Source organism: Nocardia neocaledoniensis (assembly GCF_029868625.1).
GTDB lineage: Bacteria > Actinomycetota > Actinomycetes > Mycobacteriales > Mycobacteriaceae > Nocardia > Nocardia neocaledoniensis_A.
This window is the reverse complement of record NZ_JARWOJ010000166.1, coordinates 1-22,504: the sequence shown is the minus strand read 5'-3', so window position 1 is coordinate 22,504 and position 22,504 is coordinate 1. Positions and strand designations below refer to the sequence as shown.

The following is a 22,504-nucleotide window of genomic DNA, read 5'->3' as shown; positions in this document are numbered from 1 at the left end:
CACTCTCAGATCACGCCGTGCGACGGTGGCGGCTGGTCCCACAGCACGGCCCGCCCGATGTGCTGGTATTTCCAGCGGACGGGATCGTGCAGGGTGTGGGTGCGCGCATTGCGCCAGAAGTGGTCGAGGCGATGCGCGGCCGCGGCACTGCGCGTTCCGCCGACCTCGAAGATCGCCGCCGACACCTCGTTGGCCGCGCGATCCGCCAGGATCTTCGCCGTCGCCACCGCGATCGACGCCCGCCCCACATCGCTGTGGTCGGCTCCGCTGTCCTCGACAGCCGAGGCGCCGGATGACTGTGCCGCACCAGCGCTTTCGACAGCACTGGGGCGCACACTCCCCGACTCCGAGCCGTTGCCCCATGGTACTCCGGTCGATGTCGCCCGTGCCGTGGCCGAGCCGCCGACCGTGACGTCCACCGAGGCCCCCGCGACGACCAGCGCCGCCTCCGCCGCACCCACCGACACAGCCAGCTCCCCGAACCGCTGCACGAGCAGCGGATCATCGACCGCCCGGGACACCTCCGCCTCGAACCACGGCCTGCTGTGGGTCCGGGTGAACTCGGCCGCCGCATCGAGCGCGCCGCGCGCGATGCCCGTATCGATGGCGGCGTGCAGCAACTGCGCGAACGCGCCGTATCCCGTGGGCGCATTCACCGCCGCCGCACGTGCGACCAGGTTGTGCGAATCGACCTGGACCCCATCGAATTCAACGGTGCCACTGCCGGTAGTGCGCTGCCCCAGGGCATCCCAGTCGTCGATGATGCGCACACCGGAAGCCGGCGCCGGCACGAAGGCCACATACTCCCCGGGCTCCAGACCGGACACCGCGAGTGGATCATCCAGTCTCGTCAGCACGGCGAGAACATCGGCGAACAGCGAGCCCGTGCAGTAGTACTTGGTCCCGTCGACGACGAATCTCCGCGGCCCGTCGGCAAGCTGATGCCGTACCGGGCGCAGCACTGTCGCGATGTCTGCGACGGTCGCCCCACCCCGCTCCGACTGCGCGTTCGCGATCCGCGCCCCCGCCAGCACCCGCCCGAAATACTCGTGCTGCTGCGCGGGAGTTCCCGCCAGCCGCAACAGGTTCAGATACACGAAGTGACTGTGCGGCACCTGCGCGATATTGGGATCACCGGTCGCCAGAATCCGCACCACCTCGGCGACCACGCTCGGCGGCAGATCGGCCCCGCCGAACGCCGCGGGCACGGTGATGGCGAGCAGCCCGCTGGCCGAGAGCTGGTCGAGTTCCTCGTGCGGCAGCCGCCGTGCCCGATCGCGCTCGGCCGCCCGGGCGGCGAACTCGGCCGCCAGGTGGGTCGCGACAGCCAAAGCCTGTGCCGCCGTCGTGATCCGCTCAGCGGTCACCACGGTCATGAGCGTCCCGCCGCGACCGGAGTCGAGGCGGCCTCCAGCTCACGCACCAGCGGCAGCACCTTCGCGCCGAAGTACTCGATCTCCTCCTGGAAGTGCAGGAACCCGGCCAGGATCAGGTCGACGCCGAGGGCGCGGTAGGCCACGATCCGCTCGGCGATCTGCTCGGGTGTGCCGATGAGACCGGTGCGGAAACCGTCGTTGTACTGGACCAGGTCCTCGAAGGTCGAGTCGGCCCACATGCCCTTGCGATCGGCAGTGGCCGCGCCGGCCTGCTGAACCGCGTCGCGGAACCCTTGCACCGCAGGCTTGTTCGCCTTCTCGACGATCTCGCGCAGGGTGTCGCGGGCTTCCTTCTCGGTGTCGCGGGCAATGATGAAGCCGTTGAGCCCGAACTTCACCTCGCGGTCGTGTGCCCTGGCGACCTCGCGCAGATCGTCCAATTGCTCGGTGACGCCGTCGAAGTCCTTGCCGTTGGAGAAGTACCAGTCGGCATAGCGGCCGCCGTTGCGGCGAGCCGCGGTGGAGTTGCCGCCCTGGAACAGTTCGGGATTCGGCCGCTCAGGCGTATTGAGCGGCTTGGGCTTGAGGGTGAAGTCGCGGATGCGGTAGAAGTCGCCGCCGTAGTTCACCGCGTCCTCGGTCCAGATCTTGCGGATCACCTCGAGGAATTCGGCGCTGCGCCGGTAGCGCTCGTCGTGCTCGAGCCACGGCTCTCCGAGCGCCTGGAACTCGCCCGCGAACCAGCCGGACACCACATTGATCGCGAACCGGCCGCCGGACAGATGGTCGGCCGTGGCGCCGAACTTCGCCAGCACCGCCGGATGCCACAGCCCGGGATGCACGGCCGCGATCACCTTGAGCCGCTCGGTCGCCCCGAGCAGGGCGAGACTGAACGAGGTCGATTCGTGCTGGTACTCCGCGCCGTAGGACGCGGTGTAGCGCACCTGGGACAGCGCGTAGTCGAAACCGTTGCGCTCGGCGGTCTGCGCGAGCTTGCGGTTGTACTCGAAATCCCAGCCGGTGCGCTGCTCGATCTCGCTGGTCACGAGCCCACCGCTGACATTGGGGACCCAGTACGCGAACGAGACCTGATCGGCGATTCTCTCCGTGGTCATGGTGGCTCCTCTCGGCGACGGTGTTCTCAGTGCAACACCGTCGCCGGAGCCCGACGAGAGTTTGAATCGGCGCGATCGATACGCGGGAGCGTCAGCTGCCCAGGCGCACGCAATCCGCGGCGATCTTGGACTGGGCCGCGCCGACCTTGGCCGCGTCGTCCTCGCCGAGCAGTTTCGCCGGATCACCCGACTGCGCGTTGGACACCATCACCCGCAATCCGTCCTGCGACATTCCCGAGTCGAGGAACACCGCGGCCGCGCAGTCGGCGAGCTCGGGGTTCGACAAACCCTTGTCCTGCAACGACTTCGACAGTTCAGCCTGGGTTACCGCTGGCGCTTCGTCGCCACCACCGCACGCCGACAGCATCGGCGCGGCGATCAGTGCCGCGGCGATCAGACAGATCCGCACTCGCTAGTCCTCTCGATCGCTGCGCATCGGCCGACGCACAGCCGTGCTGGATCATGCCGCACGAACCATGCATGTGGCCAGACCGAACCACGCATCCGCTAACTGACTCATGAGTAAGATACGGATATGGGAGACAACATCACGGTGCGCTTCGAGAGCGATCGCGCATATGTCACATTGAATCGGCCGGGCAAACACAACGGGCTGAGCCTGGAAATGTTGCGCGATCTGGTCGCCGCGGCCCGAGAAGTGGCCGCGCGCAAGGGCGTCCGGGCCGTCATCCTGAGCGGAAACGGGCCGAGTTTCAGCAGCGGTCTCGACATCACGGCGGCCACCCGCGATCCACTGGCTATCGTGCGCGAATTCCTGCCGCGACCGTGGCGTGGCACAAACACCTTCCAGGAAGCCTGCTGGGCCTGGCGCCGTCTCGACGTCCCCGTGATCGCCGCCGTGCACGGCCGCTGCTACGGCGGCGGACTCCAGCTCGCGCTGGCCGCCGACTTCCGGATCGCCGCGCCCACAGCGGAGTTCTCGGTGATGGAGGCCGCGCACGGCCTGATCCCGGACATGTCGGGCGCGTCGACATTGTCCCAGCTCATCGGCATCGACCAGGCCCTGCTGCTGACCATGACCGCCGACCCCGTCGACGCCGCGTACGCGGCGCGGATCGGCCTCGTCACCGCCGTCGCCGACGATCCGCTGGCCGCCGCCGAAGCCATGGCCGAACGGGTCGCTGCCCGCGATCCGCGTGCGGTGGCCGCCGCCAAGCGCCTGTTCGACTCCTCCTGGCACCGGAGATCACGCGCGACGTTCGCCGCCGAACGAGCGGCTCAGCTTCCGTTGCTGCTGCGTAAAGCGCTCGCCGGTCGCGGCTGACAGCCAACTCCGAGCATCACGGTGTCGACTCACAAATCGGGGTACCCCATTTCGCATCGATAGCCTGTTAGCATCGCTGGGATTCGCTCACCAGCTGAAATGTGGTCCGCGACACAGGCACCCTGCGGCGCGAACTGTTTCGGCGCGACCCGGAGGCTCCGACGACCGTGAAGAAGACCGGTTCCATCCTGCTGGCCGCCCTCGCCGGTGCCACGGCCATGCTGGTGAGCGGAGCGCTGCCCGCCGCGGCGAATCCCAACGCGATCAACCCGATCCCGGTGCTCAACGGCACCCACGGATTGCCCGCCCTGCACGGCCGCACGCAGGCCGTCTTCCAGGTGACGGGCATGGCCAGCCCGAACAACACACAGAACTACAACGTCCTCGGCACCGACCTCGGCATCATGTGGGACAACGGCCGCGGCGAGATGCTCACCGCGTTCGGCGATACCGCGGGCATCGGCTTCCCGAACCTGCTGGCGGGCAGCACCTGGGCGTGGCGGTCCAACATCCTGGTCCGCAGCCACACCAAGGACCCGTCCGGCGGCATCTTCTTCGACAGCGTGGTGCGCGATGTGATCGGTCAGGCGCGCGATCTCATCCCCAGCCCGAAGATCCCGTTCCTGGAGATCAGCCGCATCCCGACGGCGGGCATCTCCGCCAACGGCGTGCAGTACATGTCGCTGATGTCGGTGAAGACCTGGGACGCGCCCGGCGAGTGGACCACCAGCTACTCGGGCCTGGCCGCCTCCGCCGACAACGGCGAGACCTGGGCCGATCTCGGCCACACCCGCAGGCCCGACGAGGGCGGCAACAGCAACTTCCAGATGAACGCCTTCCTCAAGGACGGCGGATTCGTCTACGAGTACGGCACCCGCGCGGGCCGCGACAACGCCGCCTTCGTCGCCCGCGTGCCCGAGCACGAGATCGAGAACCTGGGCGCCTACGAGTACTGGGACGGCAGCGGCTGGAAGCTCAACGACGTGAACGCGGCGGCCCCGATCATGGGCGGCGTCGGTGAGCTGTCGGTGATGTACAACGAGTACCTCGGCCAGTTCATCTCGCTGACCACCGACCCGTTCAACTCGGTCGTCATGCGGCGGGCCCCCTCTCCGGAGGGCCCGTGGAGCGGCCCGGAGGTCCTTATCGACGCGCGTGAGCTTCCCACGGCCTACGCGCCGTCGATTTTTCCGTACCAGACCGGGCGCGATCTGTACTTCATGACCACGATCCACAGCCAGTACAACGTCGTCCTGATGCGCACCCGCCTGTAGCGGCGTCCCATAGACTCCCGTCCCATGGATGCGGCGGAGTGGGATGCCCGGTACGCGCAGAGCGAGTTGGTCTGGGGCGCACCGCCCAACAGCACGGTGGTCGAGTACGTGTACGGACTGGATCGCCGGGTTCCGCTGGTCGCCGATGAGCCGGGCGGCACCCCGCCGCCCCTGCCGCGCGCACTCGACCTGGCCTGCGGCGAGGGCAGGCACGCGCTGTGGCTGGCCACTCATGGCTGGCAGGTCGACGCGGTCGACTTCGCCCAGGTCGGCATCGACAAGGGCCGCACGGTCGCGGCGAGGCTGTCCCGTTCGGTCCGCTCCCGCGTCACCTGGCGCTGCGCCGACATCACCGACCTCGCCGCCGCCGACATCACCGGCCCCTACGAGCTGATCCTGATGGTGTTCGTGCACCTGCCCGCCGAGCAGCGCGGCGCCCTGCTGCGCGAACTCGCCGCCATGGTCTCCCCCGGCGGCATGCTGCTGGTGCTCGGCCACGACACCCGCAACATCACCGACGGCTACGGCGGCCCGCAGGATCCGGCGATCCTGTTCACGCCCGAGGACGTCCGGGCCGAATTGGGCGAGGCGGGCGCGCATCTCACCATCCGCGTCGCCGACATGGTGCTGCGCCCGACCGAGGGCCCCGACGCGATCGACGCGCTGGTCGTCGCCGAGCGCGCGGTGGCCGAGTCAGGCGAACCGAGCGCGTAGCTGCTCGGCGAAGCCGCGCGCCGAGGTCAGGTCCTCGGCGCTGGGACGGCCCTTGTTCAGCCCGCCGATGAGCGCGAGCGGGCCCATCGTGTCGAGCCCGCGGCAGGCGAAACCGCCGACCAGCTCGTAGCCCTTGCCGGTGAGCTGGTCACCGAGATTGCGCAGGTAGGGCCGGAATGAGGGCTCCGCCATGCCGCTGGTGGCGAACACGAACGCCTCGCGGCCCTGCCCCTCCGGCGCCGCGTCGACAAAAGCGCGCAGCCGCTTGTCGAGTGCCATGAAGTAGACGCCGGACCCGAAGCCGACGAGGTCGTACTCGGCCAGCTCGACCGGGCTGATCTCGCCCGGATCCACCACCTTCGCACCGAGCACGTCCCCGATCGCGTCGGCGACCTTCCTGGTGTTGCCGTGCGAGCTGGAAGTACACACGATGATCGCCTTCACGAAGGCCCCCTGCCTGTCTCGGTGTCCGTCGCAGCCTATCGCCAGCGGGCGAACCAGGGGGCGAGGGTCGCGGCGATCACGTCGAAGCCGGTGCGGAACGCGTGCGCCTGCTTCGGGATGACCCGCACCTCCGCCGCGTCGGCGGCATCGGGCACGCCGAACGGGTCGCTGCCGCCGTTGATCACCACGACCTCGATGTCACCCGGCGCCAGCAGCTCGTCGCGCCTGCTCTTCTCCGGTTTCCCGGGCGGATGCAGCGGGAACGACAACGCGATCACCCCGCGCGCGCCGACCGCCACGGCCGTGCGACACGCCACCCGCGCGCCGTTGCTGCGACCCCCCTGGACGATCGGCAGCTCCCCGAACCGCTCCCGCAACGCCGCGACGATCTCGATCCAGGCCTCGTCCTGCTTGTCCGCCGACCCCGGCGCACGCCGGCCGGCGACCCGATAGGGCTGCACCACACGGGCCACCGAACCACCCGCCTCGAGCGCCGAATCTCGCGCCACCAGAATGTCTTTCGCCTCGACGCCACCTCCCGCACCATGGGTGATCACCAGCAGGAAGGCCGGCTCGGCGACCTCGTCGAGCTCGATCTCCGCGGGTCCCGCACTCGTCTCGATGCGCATACCCCACCGTAGCCCCGCGTGTTTTTCCGGTCACATTGCTCGCGGTCCCCTTTGCCGAGTCGCTTACTCACCGGTAATATGGTCCATAAGTTACCCGCGAGTAGCATGCGGAAAACCGGAAAGGCTACCCGGTGGACGTCACGACGGGCGGGAACGGCGCACAACCGACCGCACCAGAACTCAACGGAGAGTGAGTACTCACATGGGCCACTACAAGGCAAACGTTCGCGACCTCGAGTTCAACCTCTTCGAGGTCCTCGGCATCGGCAGTGTCCTGGATTCCGGCGCCTTCGGCGACCTGGACGCCGACACCGTCAAGGAGATGCTGTCCGAGGTCCGCCGCCTGGCCGAGGGCCCGCTGGCCGAGTCGTTCGCCGACGCGGACCGCAACCCGCCCGTGTTCGACCCGAACACCCACACCGTCACCATCCCCGAGTCCTTCAAGAAGTCCTACAAGGCGCTCGAGGACGGCGAGTGGGTCAAGGTTCCGCTGCGCGAGGAGCTCGGTGGCCTCGGTGCCCCGTCCGTCGTGGGCTGGGCGCTGGCCGAGATGGTGCTCGGCGCCAACCCGCCGATCCAGATGTACGCCGCGGGCGCCGGCTTCGCCCAGGTGTTCTACAACAACGGCACCGACGAGCAGAAGAAGTGGGCGCAGAAGATCGCCGACCGCAACTGGGGCGCCACCATGGTGCTGACCGAGCCCGACGCGGGCTCCGACGTCGGCGCCGGCCGCACCAAGGCGATCAAGCAGGAGGACGGCTCCTGGCACATCGAGGGCGTTAAGCGCTTCATCACCTCGGGTGACTCCGACGACATGTTCGAGAACATCATGCACCTGGTGCTGGCCCGCCCCGAGGGCGCCGGCCCCGGCACCAAGGGCCTGTCGCTGTTCTACGTGCCGAAGACCCACTTCGACTTCGAGACCGACACCCTGGGCGACCGCAACGGCGTGTTCGTCACCAACGTCGAGCACAAGATGGGCATCAAGGCCTCGGCCACCTGTGAGGTCACCTTCGGCGGCCACGGCGTGCCCGCCAAGGGCTGGCTGGTCGGCGAGGTGCACAACGGCATCGCGCAGATGTTCGACGTCATCGAGAACGCCCGCATGATGGTCGGCACCAAGGCCATCGCGACCCTGTCGACCGGTTACCTGAACGCGCTGGAGTACGCCAAGACCCGCGTCCAGGGCGCCGACCTGACCCAGATGACCGACAAGACCGCGCCGCGCGTCACCATCACCCACCACCCGGATGTGCGTCGCTCGCTGGCCATGCAGAAGGCCTACGCCGAGGGCCTGCGCGCGATCTACCTCTACACCGCCGCCCACCAGAACGAAGAGATCGCGGCCGCGGTCTCGGGTGCCGACAAGGACGTCGCGTTCCGCGTGAACGACCTGCTGCTCCCGATCGTCAAGGGTGTCGGCTCCGAGCGCGCCTACCAGTACCTGACCGATTCGCTGCAGACCTTCGGTGGCTCCGGCTTCCTGCAGGACTACCCGATCGAGCAGTACATCCGCGACGCGAAGATCGACTCGCTGTACGAGGGCACCACCGCCATCCAGGCGCAGGACTTCTTCTTCCGCAAGATCGCCCGCGACCGCGGTGTGGCCCTGGCCCACGTGGCAGGCCAGATCCAGAAGTTCATCGACGCCGACTCCGCCAACGAGCGCATCAAGGGCGAGCGCAAGCTGCTCGCCACCGCGCTCGAGGACGTCCAGACCATGGCCGCCACCCTGACCGGCCACCTGATGGGCGCCCAGGAGCAGCCGACCGAGCTGTACAAGGTCGGCCTGGGTTCGGTCCGCTTCCTGATGGCCGTCGGTGACCTGTTCATCGGCTGGCAGCTGCTGCAGCAGGCCGAGGTCGCCCTCGCGGCCCTGGACAACGGCGCCACCGGCTCCGACGTCGCCTTCTACACCGGCAAGGTCGCCTCGGCCCAGTTCTTCGCCCGCAACGTCCTGCCCGAGCTGACCGCCACCCGCGCGATCCTCGCCAACCTGGACAACGACATCATGGAGCTCGACGAAGCCGCCTTCTGAGGCTTGATCGTCTGATTCACCCCGAACGGCCCGGAGTTTCGACTCCGGGCCGTTCGTCGTTCGTATGCCACGTCGTCGCTGGTGACGATTCGGTTTCGCCCGCACCAACGCCTTCTGTATCGTCGCCATCACCTGTAGGGTGATGGAGGGGGAACGGGGTGCGACTCGTGTTCGCGAAAGACTCACTTCGGTCCCTCTACGAAGACGAGAAGTTCCGGATCAATGGACTCGACCCGGAGGCCGTCAAAGCCTTCCGGAAGAAGGTGCAACTGCTGCAAGCAGCGACGAGCGAGGTTGAACTACGCAACTTCCGCTCGTTGAACCTGGAGAAACTGAAGGGCGATCGACAAGGCGACTACTCGATCCGACTGACACGGCAGTGGCGACTGATTCTCCGATTCACCACCGACGAGACCGGACGCACGGTACTGATCCTCGAACTGTGCGACTACCACTGATCCGCCGTGAGGGGAGGCCTGGAACATGAGTGAGAATGCTGGGCTGCCCGCGCAGGCGTTCCCTGCGGGCGAATACCTGCGTGATGAGATCGAGGCACGCGGCTGGACCGTCACCGAGTTCGCGGAGATACTCGGGCGACCGCAGCAGGCGGTTTCCGAGATCCTCAACGGGCACAAGGAGATCACACCCGAAACAGCGATCGAGATCGCTGCCGCGACCGGTACCGAGGCCGCGACCTGGCTTCGCCTGCAGAGTACGTATCGGCTGTGGAAGCTGGCACGAACGGATGCACCGGTGCGGGCGACGGCAGTCGCGAGACGTGCGAGGCTGTCCCAGCTCGTACCGATGCCCGAGCTGCGCAAACGTGGCATCATCCCGACCGGAGCCGATCTCGACGCCGAAGAATCGGCAGTATGCGATCTCTTGGAAATCGCCAGTATCACCGAGCAGCCGATGCTCGAGTTCGCTGCACGCCGATCCGTAGAGGACGCGCCGATCTCACCGCCACAACTCGCGTGGATCGCCTGCGTCCGACATGAGTCGAGGCGCAGATCCAGCGTGATTCCCGAAGTGGGTGATGTGGCGGCGCTCGCGACCGAGACCGTTCGCCGCTTGCGCGATCCCGGAGCACTGGCAACCCTGCCCGAACTGTTCTCGGACAACGGAATCCGACTGGTGTACGTCCAGGCGTTCAACTCGGGCAAGATCGACGGTGGTGCCTACATCGATGATGTCGGCGTGCCGGTGATCGGCCTGTCAGGCCGCATTCAGCGATTGGACAGCATCGTGTTCACCCTCCTGCACGAACTGGCACATCTACACCTCGGCCACTTGGACAATGGCATCACCCTCGACACCGACGTCTGCGCCGCGGCGGAGAACGAAACCGAGCGGTCCGCCGATCGCCAGGCCGTGCGGTGGGCACTGCCGGAACAGATCGGTCTCACCGCCCCGATATCGAAGCGAGCGGTGGTCGCGCGCGCGGAGGCCATGGGCGTACATCCGGCACTGATCGTCGGCCGTCTCCAGCATCAGCGAATTCTGCCGTGGACACACATGCGTGACCTCACCCCCAATGTCCGAGGTTTGCTCGCCGCCTGGTGAGACCTGCATTCATCGCGGGGTGATCGTTCGGCCGCGTATTCTGAAGGTCAACCGTCAGTCGGGGTCGAGACACCTCGGGGGTAGGGATGGGTGAGAGTACCGCGCTCAGTGTGTATCTGCGTGAGCGGCGGATGGCGGCCGGGCTTGCGCGGTCCGAGCTCGCGGTGCGCGCGCAGATGGCGCCGTTGCTGATCGGGCAGATCGAATCGGGTGCGCTGATACCGAATCAGCCCATGCTGCAACGACTTTTCGATTCGCTGGACGTGCCGCTCTGGTATCGCAAGCACATCCTGGTACTCGGGCTGCCTGCGGTCGATACCGGTTCGTCCGCGCCCACACCCTCGGCCGACGATCTCACCGACCTGGCCAGCCTCACCCATCCGGCCTGCTTCCAGCGCTTCCCCACCATGGACATCCTCGCCGCGAACTCCGACTACCAGCGCATGTTTCCCGGTCTCGGCGCCGGCGTGAACATGCTCGAATGGATGTTCCTGGACCCGGCGGCCAAGAAGGTCTTCCTCGATTGGACCACCGAGGCGCAGCTGCTGGTGCACGCCTTCCGGATGCTCGCGCCATTGGCTCCGTCGCAGCGGATCACCGAGATCACCGAATCGTGCGGGACGTCACCGGACTGGGATCCGGTGTGGACCAGTGAAGTTCGCCCCCAGGATGTCGCGCGGCGCCATCTGCGCGTGCGCGAACGCAGCACCGGCATCGAGCGCCGCATGCTGCTGCGTATCTACGATCCGGCCTTCCCCACCCGCCCCTGGTGGCTGTACCGGCTCATTCCCTCCCGCTGAAACGGGCACCCGCCGCGTCCACGGCGGGTGCCCGGCGACTCAGGCGCCAGCCGAACCGGTGGCCAGCATGCTCAGCAGGTAAGTCAGGGACTCGAACATTCTCTATCTCCTTGTTGGGGGGCCCACAGTTCCTATCACGGAGGAATTACGGAACACACCGTTCGGATTAACGTGCGGCAAACACGACGTGACGCCTCTTCGCCCTGGTAGCGCACACCGTTGAGCCCCGGCCCGAGTTCAGCTGATCCGGAAGCGTTTCCGGTATTCGTTCGGGGTGGTGTCGAGGGTGCGCCGGAACGCGCGGGTCAAGGTGTCGACCGTATTGAAACCGCACGCGACGGCGATCCGCTGCAAGGTCTCGTCACCGGCTTCGAGCCGATGCCGCGCGACCTCCACGCGCGCCGACTCGATATAGGCCGCGGGCGTCATCCCCAGCTCAGTGCGGAACACGCGCGTGAGCTGGCGTTCGCTGACATGAGCCTGCTCGGCCAACTCGGTCACCGTGAGCGGCTTGGCGATGTTGCGCGTGATGTAGTGCCGCAGCTCGTCGATGCGCCGCGTGGTCGACACCGGTTCCAGCGACACGCTGAATTGGCTTTGGCCACTCGGCCTTTTGAGATACATCACCAGCTGACGCGCCACCCGCAGCGCCAGTTCGTCACCGAAATCGTCGGCGACAAGTGCGAGAGTCAGATCGAGGCAAGCCGTGAGACCCGCTCCGGTCCAGACGTTTTCGTCCCGGATGTAGATCGGATCGGCATCCACCTCCACCGCAGGATGCTCGGCCGCCAGCTGCTTCGCCGTCGACCAGTGTGTGGTCGCCCGCTTCCCGTCGAGCAGCCCGGCCGCTGCGAGGATATGCGCGCCGACACACACCGACGCGACCCGGCGCGTTCCCCGCGCGAGCACCCGTACCGCCTCGACCACCCCGGCATCGACCACCGCGCGCACCCGGCGGTCACTGTCGGTCGTCACCGATCCGGGAACGACCACGGTGTCGATCCGCCGACCCGCCAATTCCGCGAACGTCACATCCGGCAGCACCCGGACCCCCGCCGAGGTGGTGACCGGCTCCATGGTCTCGGCGGCCAGCACCACCTGGTACCCGGTGGGTTCGTCCATCTCCCGCTGCAACAGCGAGAACACCTCCGGCGGTCCGGTCACGTCGAGCAGATCGACCTGATCGAACAGCACGATCACCACGAGCCGATCCGTCATCCCACCTCCATGTCCGAATCTGCAGGTTACATGACATTGCCGACATCATGGCCGCTCAATACCGTGAAAACCATGACTTCGACGACCCTCCGCGAGCTCAACGGCTTCGACGAAACCCCCGCCACCCTGTCCGACTCCACCCTCATCCTGGTCGACTACCAGAACACCTACACCCGGGGCGTCATGGAGCTGACCGGCTGGGCCTCCGCCCTCGACGCCGCCGCCGAACTCCTCGGCAAGGCCAGGGCCGCCGGCGCGACGGTCATCCACGTCATCAACGACGGCGGGGAGGGCACCCCCTACGACATCCGCGCCGACATCGGCCAGATCCACCCCAAGGTGGCTCCCACCGCCGACGAGAAGATCATCGTCAAAACCGCCCCCAACGCATTCGTCGGCACCGACCTCGGCGACCTCGTCGACGCCGCGGGCAACGACAACGTCATCATCGCCGGTTTCATGACCCACATGTGCGTCACCTTCACCACCGAAGGCGCCTTCCTCCGCGGCAACAAGCCCACCGTCATCGCCGACGCGTGCGCCACCCGGCCGCTGGGCCCGGTATCCGCCGACCAACTCCATGCGGCCGCGTTGGCCACCCTCGCCGACCTCTACGCCGTCGTCGTGCCCACCGCAGCCGACCTCAGCTCTCAACCCTCGGCATACTCGAACCCGGCGAGGATCTCGCGGACCGCGACGGCTTCGCCTGGGAGGCGGTAGCACCCGATTCGGCTGCGAGCCTGGTGATCTCGTCGGCATCGTAAGCGGACTTGCCGCCGCCGACGATCTGACTGTCGCGAAGAAGTCCCGCAGACTTCTGACTGTTCGCGCGGTGGTGTCCCGGCCGGTCAACTCCTCCGAGGCGAGCATCAACTCAGCCATATCGAGTAGATAAGCGTTCGACGTCACGCGGGCCGAGCCTCCATCACGGTCTGGTCAGGCAGAGCGTGAAGTCCTCTGTGATGCAAACGAACTCGGTCGCCCGACAACATTGCGTCCCCGGATGAATACGGACCGCGTCGAAACGACGAATGCCCCGCCGGCGGGCGGGGCATTCGAGTCGGGCGAGTGCGTTCACTCGGTCGGTTCGGTGTCCGGCTCTTCGGCACCGGCGGAACCGGTGAGCAGGCCCTGCAGGACGGCGGCCAGACCCTCGGCGGAGCCGGTCTCGACAGGCTCTTCCTCGGTGATGGTGTCGGCGTCGGTGGCGGGCTCTTCGGCGCCGGCGGAGCCGGTGGTCAGGGCTTCGAGAAGGGCGGCGAGGCCGGTGGCGGAGCCGGTGTCGGCCTCGGGGTCGGTCTCTTCGATGGCCTTCACCTTGGCCTTGTCGGTGGCCTCGGTGCCGGCGGAACCGGAGCTCAGGGATTCCAGCAGGGTGGCCGAGCCGGTGTCGGGGGTGGTCTCCTCAGCGGTTGCCACACCGGTACCGAACATGGCCAGACCCGCCGCGACGACGATGCCGAACCCGAGCGTGCGGAACTTCTTCATGAAACTAGAACCCCTCGATTGAAAGCATGAATGCCGACGTCATCGCCGGTCCACGAAGTTCTAACACGGTGCCGATCGATGGCCCCAGCCCGTGGTTTTCGGGGCACGCGCTGAAGGGATGCCGCTATGTTGCTGGCGGCGAAAACGGCAAGCGGCTCGTAGCGAGGGTTTCAGATCGATTCCTCGAGTGGCGGGAATTCGTGCCGCACCCAATTCGGTGGCGGAGAATTGTTTCCGCTGTGCAATCGATACAACGACCGACAAAACAATGCGAACAAGGAGTGTTTCGAAAACGGCGAGTAGCATCCCGGCGGCTAACCTGCAGTAATACCCAGCTACCCCCCGGCTCATGCCATGATTGATCTCACTGTAACAAGTGACAGACCATGAACGATTGCGCCGCAACACTGTTCACAAAATACTACGGGCCGCACACCCTTTCGGCTGTGCGGCCCGTCGAATTTCCCTGCGATCAGCGCAAAGTCCCGACGGCGATCCCCGAAGGCGTCGGCTCGAACTCGCGCAGTTTTCGCGCCCGCTACGACGGGCAGTTGACCGTGTACTCCCACTGAGTGTCGTCCGGGCCGCTGACGCGGACGGTCACCGTCGTCGCGGTACCGCCGGGGAGGGAGACGGCGGCGGAGCCGGTGCCCTGGTTGAGATTGTCGCCGACGTAGCCGGTGTCGAGCACTTGGCCGCCTTCGTAGAAGACCTGGATTCGGTCGGGGATATTCAGGGTTTCGTAGGACAGGACGAAGGAGGTGGGGCCCGCGACGCCGAGCTGATGCACGGTGGTGGTGACGCCGGCGCCGCCGGATTTCGTGGAACTGTTGCAGGGCTGCACGCTTTCCGAGGAACCGCCGGAGCTGCCGCCGAGTAGGCCGCTCCCGGTGTCGAGTAGGTCGCCGAGAATGCCACTGCCGGTGTCGATCACACCGCTGCCGGTCGAGGCGCTGCCGGTGTCGGCGCCGGCCACGCCGGGCACCACCAGCAGGGACCAGGCCGCTGTCGACATCGCGATAGCCATCGTCTTCTTCACAACGCTTCCTCCACACCACTTCGAGCCAACGGTTCATCAGGTGAAATGCGCTGGGCGGCCGCACAATCGCCCGCCCGATCGGGGCTTCGAGATCCCCGGTTTGCCAGCCCCGCAGACTGGGCACAGCAGTTCTAACATGCGTTTGCGGGGACGGGAATGCGCGGAAGTCGGGGCAGCGGGCTGTTCAGATGCCGGTGAGTAGCCGGAATTTCCGCGGCGGCGTATTGACGTCGCGGCAACACCGGATCGCCCGCCCAGACCGCTTTAGGCAATTTCTTAGCTCGGAGAAGAAAGCACCGGTCGGTAGACCAATTGATGGCGAATCATGCTGAGCAGCAATCGATTAGCGAATCCGGTTTACGAAAATGAGTAATCTCACAGCGAATTCACGTAACAACGGATCGCAAGAACCGATCGGGGACGGCGAAGAGAACGGGCCGCACATCCGGTGCGGATGTGCGGCCCGTTGGATCCCGGGAACTCAGCGCAAAGTCGCGGTGAGGTGGGGGTAACCCTTTTTGGGGTGAAGCATGGAGAGGTCCCAGCCGGAACCGACCTGGTCGGCGTAGATGTTGACCGAGGAGGGCAGGAAGACCGGCTTGCCGAATTTGACCGAGTACGTGGTCTTTTCGGGGACGCGGCCCTCGATGGTGCTGAGGATGTTCGCGGCCGACCACATGCCGTGGGCGATGGTCTTCGGGAAACCCATCGCCTTGGCGCCGAGGCCGGAGACGTGGATCGGGTTGCGGTCGCCGGACGCGGCGGCGTAGCGGTTGATCATCTTCTGATCGACGCGCTGCACGCGCAGCGGGGGCGGCGGCACCTCCTCCACCGGCGGCTCGGACTTCGGACCGCCGGACAGCGACGTGCGCTGCTGGTGCAGCATGGTCGAGACCTGGCGCCAGACGAGTTCGCGACCGACCCGGATCTCGGTCACCGCGTCGATCAGCAGACCCTTCGGGTGTTCCCGGAGGTTCTCGATGTGGGCGGTGAAATCGAGCGGCTCGGCGACCGAGATCTCCCGCGTGCGCTCGATGACGTTGCCGAGGTGCACCGAACCCACCGCGGTGAACGGGAAGTCCCGTGCCACCAGCAGTTCCATCATCAGCGGGAACGACAGGATGAACGGGTACGTCAGCGGCAAGGTGTCGCTGAAGCGCAGACCGGTCGCATGGCAGTACGCGGCCAGGTGATCGGGATCGACCTGGAAGCCGTCGAGGACGACGCGGCGGTCGGGCAGGGCCGGCTTGCGGCCAGAAAGCGGGGCGGGCAGCGGGACGGCGCCCAGCGCCGCCTTCGCGTACAGCCCGCCGTTCTTCGGTACCTCGGTGAGGGTGATCGTCTGGGTCATCAGGCGCCGATCAGGCTCTGACCGCAGACGCGAACCACGTTGCCGCTCACCGCGTTCGACGCCGGGCTGGCGAAGTAGGCGATGGTCTCGGCGACGTCGACGGTCTGGCCGCCCTGCAGCAGCGAGCTCATCAGGCGACCGGCCTCGCGGGTGCCGAGCGGGATGGCGGCGGTCATCGCGGTCTCGATGAAGCCGGGGGCCACCGCGTTGATGGTGATGCCCTTCTCCGACAGCAGCGGGGCCTCGGCGTCGACCATGCCGATGACGCCTGCCTTGGAGGCGCCGTAGTTGGTCTGGCCGCGGTTGCCCGCGATGCCGGCGATGGAGGACACGTCGATCACGCGGCCGCCCTCCTTGAGTACGCCCTTGGCCACCAGGCCGGAGGTGATGCGGTGCGGGGCAGCCAGATTGACGTTGATGACCGAGTTCCAGCGACCCTCGTCCATGTTGGCGAGCAGCTTGTCCCGGGTGATGCCCGCGTTGTGCACGACGATGTCGATGCCGCCGAAACGCTCGGTGGCGAACTCGGCGAGACGCTCGGCGGCGTCAGGCGCGGTGACGTCAAGAGCCAGGGCGGTGGCGCCGACCTTGTTGGCGGTCTCCGACAGGGCCTCGCCCGCGGCGGGGATGTCGGCGACGATGACGGTGGCGCCGTCACGGGCGAAGACCTCGGCGATGGTGGCGCCGATGCCACGGGCGGCACCGGTGACCACGGCGACCTTGCCCGCCAGCGGCTTGTCCCAGCTGGCCGGGGCCACGGACTCGGCCTTGCCGACCCGGATGACCTGGCCGTCGACGAACGCCGACTTGCCGGAGAGCAGGAAGCGCAGGGTGGATTCGAGACCGGTCGCGGCCGCGCCCGCCTCGGGGTGCACGTACACCAGCTGGCCGGTGGCGCCGCGCAGCAGCTCCTTGGCGACCGAGCGGCTGAAGCCCTCGAGCGCGCGCTGGGCGATCTGCTCGTCGACCGAGCCGACCAGCTCCGGGGTGGAACCCAGCACCACGACACGCCCCGAAGGTGCGAGGTTGCGCATGGCGGGCTGGAAGAATTCGAACAGCTGCGAGAGCTTGTCGATGGAGTCGATGCCGGTGGCGTCGAACACCAGGGCGCCGTACTTGGTGCCCGAGTCGAGCGAGTCCGCCACGGTGTAGTCCGCCGAGAGCAGCGCGCGGACCGGCTCGGCCAGCCGGCCCTTGCCGCCCAGCAGCACCGGGCCGGGAAGGGCGGGCTCGCCCGCCTTGTAGCGGCGCAGCTCGGCCGGCTGGGGCAGGCCCAGCTTGCTCGCCAGGAACGCGCCGGGGGCGGAGTGGATGAAGGATCCGTAGAGGTTGGGTGCGCCCTTGCTCTTGGCTGCCACTGTTCCTACCTTCTCTGTGCTCGACGTGTATGTGACCGTGCTCGCCCAGTGTCCCCCGTGTGAGCTCACATTTGCGGGTACGGTGTCGACAACGAACTTACTCCAGAGTAAGTTGGATGACAACCGATCACCCGACGAGACCATGGAGAACTCGAGTGACAAGCAAAGCCCGCTCGGCGAAGACCCCGGCCAAGACCGCGAAGACCCAGCGCCCGGTCGCGATCGTTGGCGGTAACCGAATTCCGTTCGCTCGCTCCGACAAGGCCTACGCGAAGGCGTCGAACCAGGACATGTTCACCGCCACCCTGGACGGGCTGGTCAGCCGGTTCGGGCTGCAGGGTGAGCGCCTGGGCATGGTTGTCGGCGGTGCCGTGCTCAAGCGCGTCGGCGAGCACAGCCTGATCCGCGAGAGCGTGCTCGGCTCGAAGCTCTCGCCCTACACCCCCGCCCACGACCTGCAGCTCGCCTGTGGCACCGGCCTGCAGTCGGTGGTCACCGTGGGTGACGCGATCGCCATGGGACGCATCGAGTCGGGCATCGGCGGCGGCGCCGACACCACCTCCGACGCGCCGATCGGCGTCAGCGAGGACATGCGCGAGTGGATGCTCACCGCCAATCGCGCCAAGACCAACAAGGACCGGCTCAAGCTGGTCGGCCAGCTGCGGCCCTCGATGCTCGGCATCGAGATCCCGCGCAACGCCGAGCCGCGCACCGGGCTGTCGATGGGTGAGCACGCCGCCATCACCGCCAAGGAATTCGGCATCGCCCGCGAGGCGCAGGACGAGCTGGCCTACCTCTCGCACAAGAACATGGCCGCCGCCTACGACCGTGGCTTCTTCGACGACCTGATCACCCCGTTCCTCGGCCTGACCCGCGACGACAACCTGCGTCCCGGCTCGACCGTGGAGAAGCTGGCCACCCTCAAGCCGGTGTTCGGCACCAAGCTCGGCGACGCCACCATGACCGCGGGCAACTCGACCCCGCTCACCGACGGCGCGTCGGCGGTGCTGCTGTCCAGTGACGAATGGGCCGCGCAGCGCAACCTGCCGGTGCTCGCGCACCTGGTGGACTCCGAGGTGGCCTCGGTCGACTACATCCACGGCCCCGACGGCCTGCTGATGGCGCCCACCTACGCGGTGCCGCGGATGCTGGCCCGCAACGGCCTGACCCTGCAGGACTTCGACTACTACGAGATCCACGAGGCCTTCGCCTCCGTGGTGCTGTGCACGCTGGCCGCGTGGGAGTCCGACGCCTACTGCAAGGAGCGCCTGGGCCTGGACGGCGCGCTGGGTTCGATCGACCGCAGCAAGCTCAACGTCAACGGTTCGTCGCTGGCCGCGGGCCACCCGTTCGCCGCCACCGGTGGCCGCATCGTCGCCTCCACCGCGAAGATGCTGGCGGAGAAGGGATCCGGCCGCGCGCTGATCTCCATCTGCGCCGCGGGCGGCCAGGGCGTGGTCGCCATCATCGAACGGTAGTCACACACTGAACGAGTAGCGGCGGCGCCGGATTCCAGGGCGTCGCCGCTATTCGACTGCTTTTGCCAACTCACCCCCGCGTAGCCGCAATTCGCGCAAGGTACGGTTTCTCGGCGATCCCGCGAGCGGTACTCGATCGAAATCAACTGCGGCCGAAGCTCGCAGTGCCAGCCGCTGTGCCGAGACCGCGGCCTTCCGAGGCAATCCGATAGCCCCGGCGAATTCCATCCAGTGCTTCGCTCGCAAGTTCTTTGTGCGACCGGCGATCGGCAGCGCCATCGACTCATCGCCATAGATCAGCGTGCAAGGGATGTCGTAGATCGGCGCGACAGTCCACCGCCCTGCGCTGTCCCGCAGCGCCCCGACGTTCTTGCCGTGCAGGTCCCCGTTGCCCGTGAGCCACGCAAACAGGAACTGCAGGTATAGGTTTCGCACAGCTACCAGCGGTGCGCCGACTATTCCCGCCAATGCTGCGACCACGTCCACGGCGTCGACTCGGTACTTGGCGGACGGTGGCAGTCCGAGAATTTGGGTGGCGTCCTCGAAGGCGAGGCGCTCCCATGACCCGCCTTCGTAGACGCGATCGAATCGACGAACGAGCAGTCCGGGCAGACCACCCTTGTCGTAAACGAGATCAGCCTGAGCAACCGGGACCTTCATGATTCGCGCCGCATCGAGGTGTGCCGCCTCGTTCTCGATCAAGTAGGGGTAGTTCGACTGCGACAACTTCAGGATGAACCGACCGAATCCCGCGGCGATGGGCGTACTGATCATCGAAGCGCTCGCCTTGTTCTGAACTCCTGGGATCGCCTGGCGATCCACGTGATCCACCAATCGGCTGAAGTCGAGTTCCTCAGCCGATGCACAGTCCACCAGGGCAGGAACATCTGTTGGCTGCGCACCATCTGGAAATACCTGAACGTCGCCCGGTGCGTCCGAACCGACAGCGAGGAGCAGACTGAGTTCATCCTCCGCGCTCGTCTTCACAGCCTGGCGCAGGACCGTCAAGCGGTGGCCCTCCGGGAGCAACCCCGCGAAAAAGGCTGGCACAGACCCCGATTCACTTCTGACGGGCGCGGCATCCACTGGGAGCGTGGACGCGACCGGATCACCGGCGTAGCCGGGCACGTAGGCGAACTCCGTTCCGCCCTCTATTGTTCGGCTGATCGAGGCAGCGAGACGACCGCCCTTGTAGACGTCCGCGCCGCGCACTCTGCGCAGTGCCTCGAAGTCGGTCATGGCGCCACCCGCAACGTCAGTCCCACGGCTTCTGCCACGGCAGCGACCGTGCCGATGCTGGTCGAGCCGGTGCCGTGTTCGATGTCCCGCACTGTGCGCGTCGAGGTACCCACCATCTCGGCGAGTTGCTCTTGCGTCAGTTGATGACGTCGCCGCTCCGCACGAATTCGGGCACCTACTTCACTCAGCACCTCCACCATCGCACCTCCAGAGGCAGAATTCTGCCGATATTGTCGCCGATACTCGCAGGATACGCCACAGATCGGCATTTCGGCAGAATTCTGCCGCCCATGCGACGAAAGCGCGGCGAAGGCGACCCTCGATGAAGTTTCGGCAACATCCTGCCGAAACGGATGCGCGACCCCCGACCAGATCTCGGGCCGTCAGATCCCGGTCGCAACCATCGAACGGTGACAGAACTGAAACAGCTGCGGCGGCACCCGGATGACGGGATGCCGCCGCAGTTGTTTCGGATCACTAGTGGTTGCGGAAGGGGTGGGCGGTGCGCGTCGGCGGCTTCGGCGCGGGCGGGAACGTCAGCGGCACATCGGGTTCGGGTGCGGTTCGGCCGCGCCCCAGGGGCCGCAGATGATGAGCTTCATGATGCCGAGGGGGAAGTCGATGAGGGCGGAGCCGGTGCCGGCGGAGCCGGTTTCGGCGATGACGGCCGGGGTGGAGGCGGGGGCGGCGAGGGCCGGGGCGGCGCCCGCGGTGGCGATGCCGGCGACAGCCGCTGTGGCGACCAGGATTCGGATCATTCGACGGTGCATGACGTGCCTTTCGATAACACTGGGTGGAGCTGATCTGGAAATCGGATGCCTCAACCCGTTCGTTACCGACACTTTCTGATATTGACACCGCGAAAAGCCTTGCGCTATAAGCGATCAGCTCGCACCGATGGCATCGGCGAACAACGGCCACGACTGGTGCAGGTCCTGTTCCCAGTACTTCCAGGTGTGCGTACCGGCGGGACGGAATTCGGTGTGGGCGGGGATGTTCAGCGCGGCGAGACGGGCTGCCAGGCGCTGGGTGCAGTGATTGGCCGCCACCTCGATGGCGCCGCCGAGCAGGATCTGGTCGGTCATACCGATGACCTTGCCCGGGGTCGCGCCGGGCGGCAGCGCCTCCGCCTCGCCGGGGAGACCGGTGGCACTGGACAGGTAGATCGTCTTGCCGCGCAGGCGTTCCGCGTTGAGATACGGATCGTTGGCGCGCCAGGCCGGGTCACCGGGGGCGCCCCACATGTTGGCCGGATCGGCGCCCGCCCTGGCCAGCACCAGTTCGATGGCGGTGCGGCCGAGCGGGTCGTCGACCGAGGCGCAGCCGCTGTAGGCGCCGACGGCGCGGTAGCGGTCGGGGGCGGCGATGGACAGGTTCAGTACCGCCGTGGCCGACATCGACAGTCCGGCAATGGCGTTCACGCCGGTCGTGTTCAGTGTCGCGTCGATGATCGGCGGGAGTTCCTCGGTGAGGAAGGTCTGCCACTTGTTGCGGCCCAGTTCGGGATCGTCGCGCAGCCAGTCGGTGTAGTAGGAGAACTTGCCCGCCGCCGGGGTGACGACATTGACGTTCTTGTCGCCGAAGAACTGCACGATATCGGTCTGGTTGTACCAGTTCGCGACGTCCTCGCCGCCACCGGCGCCGTTGAGCAGGTACAGGGTCGGGCGCGGCGCGCTGGTGTCGTGCGGCGTGATGACCTGTAGCGGGATCACCCGATCCATCGCCGCCGAGTAGACGTGCAACAACTGCTGCCGCTGCCCAGGCCGCTCGATCCGGTCCAGCCGCGAGCCGTCGGCGCCCGCGGCGCCGATCGAGGTCACCGAGAGCACCAGGGTCAGTGCCGCCACCACGACGGCCCGCAGAGTGAACACGAACATGCTTCCTTCACCGAGACGAAAAGGGATGGAGCGCCGGGGCGGCAGCGCGAGACCGCCCCGGCGTCCAGGTGCCGGGCGATCAGCTACCGATCAGATTGCCCAGCACGTCGGAGAGGATCTCGCTCAGCGAACCGGTCGAGCTGAGCTGACCGTCGGAGGACCCGAGACCGTTGTCGCCGAGGCTGCCGATCACGGTCTCACCCGCGTTGGCGCCGCGC

General features: G+C 67.0%; 23 protein-coding genes and 1 pseudogene. 10 read left to right on the top strand and 14 right to left on the bottom strand.

The window, feature by feature from the left end; translation table 11 throughout:
- Positions 1–5 precede the first annotated feature (5 nt).
- The 3 genes from QH270_RS11875 to QH270_RS11865 form a co-directional block, all read right to left on the bottom strand.
- A complete protein-coding gene (locus QH270_RS11875; protein WP_280340877.1) occupies positions 6–1,376 on the bottom strand; it encodes an acyl-CoA dehydrogenase family protein in 1,371 nt (456 codons plus the stop codon).
- Positions 1,373–2,491: a dimethylsulfone monooxygenase SfnG gene (gene sfnG / locus QH270_RS11870; protein ID WP_280340875.1), complete on the bottom strand. Its 1,119-nt coding sequence runs from the start codon at positions 2,489–2,491 to the stop codon at positions 1,373–1,375. Before sfnG ends, QH270_RS11875 begins: the two co-directional genes overlap by 4 nt.
- Before the next feature lie 91 nt (positions 2,492–2,582).
- Complete coding sequence (locus QH270_RS11865; protein WP_280340874.1) at positions 2,583–2,900, bottom strand: hypothetical protein; 318 nt, start codon at positions 2,898–2,900, stop codon at positions 2,583–2,585.
- 126 nt (positions 2,901–3,026) lie between these two features.
- Here QH270_RS11865 and QH270_RS11860 point away from each other — a divergent pair, with 126 nt between their 5' ends.
- The 3 genes from QH270_RS11860 to QH270_RS11850 all read left to right on the top strand — a co-directional run bounded on the left by QH270_RS11860 (position 3,027) and on the right by QH270_RS11850 (position 5,764).
- Positions 3,027–3,776 (top strand): crotonase/enoyl-CoA hydratase family protein, encoded by a 750-nt coding sequence (locus tag QH270_RS11860; protein WP_280340873.1) that lies wholly within the window; start codon positions 3,027–3,029, stop codon positions 3,774–3,776.
- Between the two features lie 218 nt (positions 3,777–3,994).
- The gene (locus QH270_RS11855) at positions 3,995–5,050 is read left to right on the top strand and encodes a DUF4185 domain-containing protein (protein WP_432420343.1); all 1,056 of its coding nucleotides are present in this window, start codon (positions 3,995–3,997) and stop codon (positions 5,048–5,050) included.
- A gap of 24 nt (positions 5,051–5,074) precedes the next feature.
- Positions 5,075–5,764, top strand: a complete 690-nt coding sequence (locus tag QH270_RS11850) for a class I SAM-dependent methyltransferase (RefSeq protein WP_280340871.1) — start codon at positions 5,075–5,077, stop codon at positions 5,762–5,764.
- On the opposite strand, the gene QH270_RS11845 is transcribed toward QH270_RS11850, so the two are convergent.
- Complete coding sequence (locus tag QH270_RS11845) at positions 5,744–6,193, bottom strand: flavodoxin family protein (protein WP_280340870.1); 450 nt, start codon at positions 6,191–6,193, stop codon at positions 5,744–5,746. The genes QH270_RS11850 and QH270_RS11845 overlap by 21 nt on opposite strands.
- A 50-nt stretch (positions 6,194–6,243) precedes the next feature.
- The gene (locus QH270_RS11840; RefSeq protein ID WP_280340869.1) at positions 6,244–6,837 is read right to left on the bottom strand and encodes an alpha/beta hydrolase family protein; all 594 of its coding nucleotides are present in this window, start codon (positions 6,835–6,837) and stop codon (positions 6,244–6,246) included.
- 202 nt (positions 6,838–7,039) lie between these two features.
- Here QH270_RS11840 and QH270_RS11835 point away from each other — a divergent pair, with 202 nt between their 5' ends.
- The 5 genes and pseudogenes from QH270_RS11835 to QH270_RS11820 all read left to right on the top strand — a co-directional run bounded on the left by QH270_RS11835 (position 7,040) and on the right by QH270_RS11820 (position 11,238).
- Positions 7,040–8,875, top strand: coding sequence for an acyl-CoA dehydrogenase (locus QH270_RS11835; protein WP_280299313.1), 1,836 nt, complete (start codon positions 7,040–7,042; stop codon positions 8,873–8,875).
- A 167-nt stretch (positions 8,876–9,042) separates the two neighbouring features.
- On the top strand, positions 9,043–9,333 hold the full coding sequence (locus tag QH270_RS11830; protein ID WP_233001295.1) for a type II toxin-antitoxin system RelE/ParE family toxin: 291 nt from the start codon (positions 9,043–9,045) through the stop codon (positions 9,331–9,333).
- 25 nt (positions 9,334–9,358) lie between these two features.
- Positions 9,359–9,601, top strand: a pseudogene (locus tag QH270_RS34665) (HigA family addiction module antitoxin); the annotation flags it as partial.
- Positions 9,602–9,679: 78 nt separating this feature from the next.
- Positions 9,680–10,438 carry an ImmA/IrrE family metallo-endopeptidase gene (locus QH270_RS11825; protein WP_280340868.1) on the top strand — a complete coding sequence of 253 codons (759 nt, stop codon included), beginning with the start codon at positions 9,680–9,682 and terminating at the stop codon, positions 10,436–10,438.
- A gap of 86 nt (positions 10,439–10,524) precedes the next feature.
- Positions 10,525–11,238: a helix-turn-helix domain-containing protein gene (locus tag QH270_RS11820; protein WP_280340867.1), complete on the top strand. Its 714-nt coding sequence runs from the start codon at positions 10,525–10,527 to the stop codon at positions 11,236–11,238.
- Positions 11,239–11,475: 237 nt separating this feature from the next.
- Here the strand turns inward: QH270_RS11820 and QH270_RS11815 are convergent, their stop codons facing one another.
- Positions 11,476–12,456, bottom strand: coding sequence for a GlxA family transcriptional regulator (locus tag QH270_RS11815; protein ID WP_280340866.1), 981 nt, complete (start codon positions 12,454–12,456; stop codon positions 11,476–11,478).
- A gap of 72 nt (positions 12,457–12,528) precedes the next feature.
- On the opposite strand from QH270_RS11815, the gene QH270_RS11810 reads away from it, so the two are divergent.
- Complete coding sequence (locus QH270_RS11810; protein WP_280340865.1) at positions 12,529–13,176, top strand: cysteine hydrolase family protein; 648 nt, start codon at positions 12,529–12,531, stop codon at positions 13,174–13,176.
- 354 nt (positions 13,177–13,530) lie between these two features.
- On the opposite strand, the gene QH270_RS11805 is transcribed toward QH270_RS11810, so the two are convergent.
- The 4 genes from QH270_RS11805 to QH270_RS11790 all read right to left on the bottom strand — a co-directional run bounded on the left by QH270_RS11805 (position 13,531) and on the right by QH270_RS11790 (position 17,692).
- Positions 13,531–13,944: a hypothetical protein gene (locus tag QH270_RS11805; protein WP_280340863.1), complete on the bottom strand. Its 414-nt coding sequence runs from the start codon at positions 13,942–13,944 to the stop codon at positions 13,531–13,533.
- 538 nt (positions 13,945–14,482) lie between these two features.
- Positions 14,483–14,983: a hypothetical protein gene (locus QH270_RS11800; protein WP_432420342.1), complete on the bottom strand. Its 501-nt coding sequence runs from the start codon at positions 14,981–14,983 to the stop codon at positions 14,483–14,485.
- A 481-nt stretch (positions 14,984–15,464) separates the two neighbouring features.
- Positions 15,465–16,334, bottom strand: a complete 870-nt coding sequence (locus QH270_RS11795; protein WP_280340861.1) for a MaoC family dehydratase — start codon at positions 16,332–16,334, stop codon at positions 15,465–15,467.
- Positions 16,334–17,692, bottom strand: coding sequence for a 3-oxoacyl-ACP reductase (locus QH270_RS11790; protein WP_280340859.1), 1,359 nt, complete (start codon positions 17,690–17,692; stop codon positions 16,334–16,336). Before QH270_RS11790 ends, QH270_RS11795 begins: the two co-directional genes overlap by 1 nt.
- Before the next feature lie 155 nt (positions 17,693–17,847).
- Here QH270_RS11790 and QH270_RS11785 point away from each other — a divergent pair, with 155 nt between their 5' ends.
- Positions 17,848–19,170 (top strand): acetyl-CoA C-acetyltransferase, encoded by a 1,323-nt coding sequence (locus tag QH270_RS11785; protein ID WP_280340857.1) that lies wholly within the window; start codon positions 17,848–17,850, stop codon positions 19,168–19,170.
- Positions 19,171–19,218: 48 nt separating this feature from the next.
- Here the strand turns inward: QH270_RS11785 and QH270_RS11780 are convergent, their stop codons facing one another.
- From QH270_RS11780 to QH270_RS11765, 4 genes are all read right to left on the bottom strand, one after another.
- On the bottom strand, positions 19,219–20,409 hold the full coding sequence (locus QH270_RS11780; RefSeq protein ID WP_280340855.1) for a type II toxin-antitoxin system HipA family toxin: 1,191 nt from the start codon (positions 20,407–20,409) through the stop codon (positions 19,219–19,221).
- A complete protein-coding gene (locus QH270_RS11775; RefSeq protein ID WP_280340853.1) occupies positions 20,406–20,609 on the bottom strand; it encodes a helix-turn-helix domain-containing protein in 204 nt (67 codons plus the stop codon). The genes QH270_RS11780 and QH270_RS11775 overlap by 4 nt, the downstream gene beginning before the upstream one ends.
- A gap of 336 nt (positions 20,610–20,945) precedes the next feature.
- The gene (locus QH270_RS11770; RefSeq protein ID WP_280340851.1) at positions 20,946–21,167 is read right to left on the bottom strand and encodes a hypothetical protein; all 222 of its coding nucleotides are present in this window, start codon (positions 21,165–21,167) and stop codon (positions 20,946–20,948) included.
- A 126-nt stretch (positions 21,168–21,293) separates the two neighbouring features.
- Positions 21,294–22,286 carry an alpha/beta hydrolase gene (locus QH270_RS11765; protein ID WP_280340850.1) on the bottom strand — a complete coding sequence of 331 codons (993 nt, stop codon included), beginning with the start codon at positions 22,284–22,286 and terminating at the stop codon, positions 21,294–21,296.
- Positions 22,287–22,504: the final 218 nt, after the last annotated feature.

Excerpts from the sequence above, each read along its gene's own strand:
- QH270_RS11855 (WP_432420343.1), top strand. The coding sequence starts at position 3,995 with ATGCTGGTGAGCGGAGCGCTGCCCGCCGCGGCGAATCCCAACGCGATC.
- QH270_RS11860 (WP_280340873.1), top strand. The coding sequence starts at position 3,027 with ATGGGAGACAACATCACGGTGCGCTTCGAGAGCGATCGCGCATATGTC.
- QH270_RS11780 (WP_280340855.1), bottom strand. The coding sequence starts at position 20,409 with ATGACCGACTTCGAGGCACTGCGCAGAGTGCGCGGCGCGGACGTCTAC.
- QH270_RS11820 (WP_280340867.1), top strand. The coding sequence starts at position 10,525 with ATGGGTGAGAGTACCGCGCTCAGTGTGTATCTGCGTGAGCGGCGGATG.
- QH270_RS11815 (WP_280340866.1), bottom strand. The coding sequence starts at position 12,456 with ATGACGGATCGGCTCGTGGTGATCGTGCTGTTCGATCAGGTCGATCTG.
- QH270_RS11825 (WP_280340868.1), top strand. The coding sequence starts at position 9,680 with ATGCCCGAGCTGCGCAAACGTGGCATCATCCCGACCGGAGCCGATCTC.
- sfnG (WP_280340875.1), bottom strand. The coding sequence starts at position 2,491 with ATGACCACGGAGAGAATCGCCGATCAGGTCTCGTTCGCGTACTGGGTC.
- QH270_RS11805 (WP_280340863.1), bottom strand. The coding sequence starts at position 13,944 with ATGAAGAAGTTCCGCACGCTCGGGTTCGGCATCGTCGTCGCGGCGGGT.
- QH270_RS11875 (WP_280340877.1), bottom strand. The coding sequence starts at position 1,376 with ATGACCGTGGTGACCGCTGAGCGGATCACGACGGCGGCACAGGCTTTG.
- QH270_RS11835 (WP_280299313.1), top strand. The coding sequence starts at position 7,040 with ATGGGCCACTACAAGGCAAACGTTCGCGACCTCGAGTTCAACCTCTTC.
- QH270_RS11795 (WP_280340861.1), bottom strand. The coding sequence starts at position 16,334 with ATGACCCAGACGATCACCCTCACCGAGGTACCGAAGAACGGCGGGCTG.
- QH270_RS11770 (WP_280340851.1), bottom strand. The coding sequence starts at position 21,167 with ATGATCCGAATCCTGGTCGCCACAGCGGCTGTCGCCGGCATCGCCACC.
- QH270_RS11850 (WP_280340871.1), top strand. The coding sequence starts at position 5,075 with ATGGATGCGGCGGAGTGGGATGCCCGGTACGCGCAGAGCGAGTTGGTC.
- QH270_RS11765 (WP_280340850.1), bottom strand. The coding sequence starts at position 22,286 with ATGTTCGTGTTCACTCTGCGGGCCGTCGTGGTGGCGGCACTGACCCTG.
- QH270_RS11775 (WP_280340853.1), bottom strand. The coding sequence starts at position 20,609 with ATGGTGGAGGTGCTGAGTGAAGTAGGTGCCCGAATTCGTGCGGAGCGG.
- QH270_RS11840 (WP_280340869.1), bottom strand. The coding sequence starts at position 6,837 with ATGCGCATCGAGACGAGTGCGGGACCCGCGGAGATCGAGCTCGACGAG.
- QH270_RS11810 (WP_280340865.1), top strand. The coding sequence starts at position 12,529 with ATGACTTCGACGACCCTCCGCGAGCTCAACGGCTTCGACGAAACCCCC.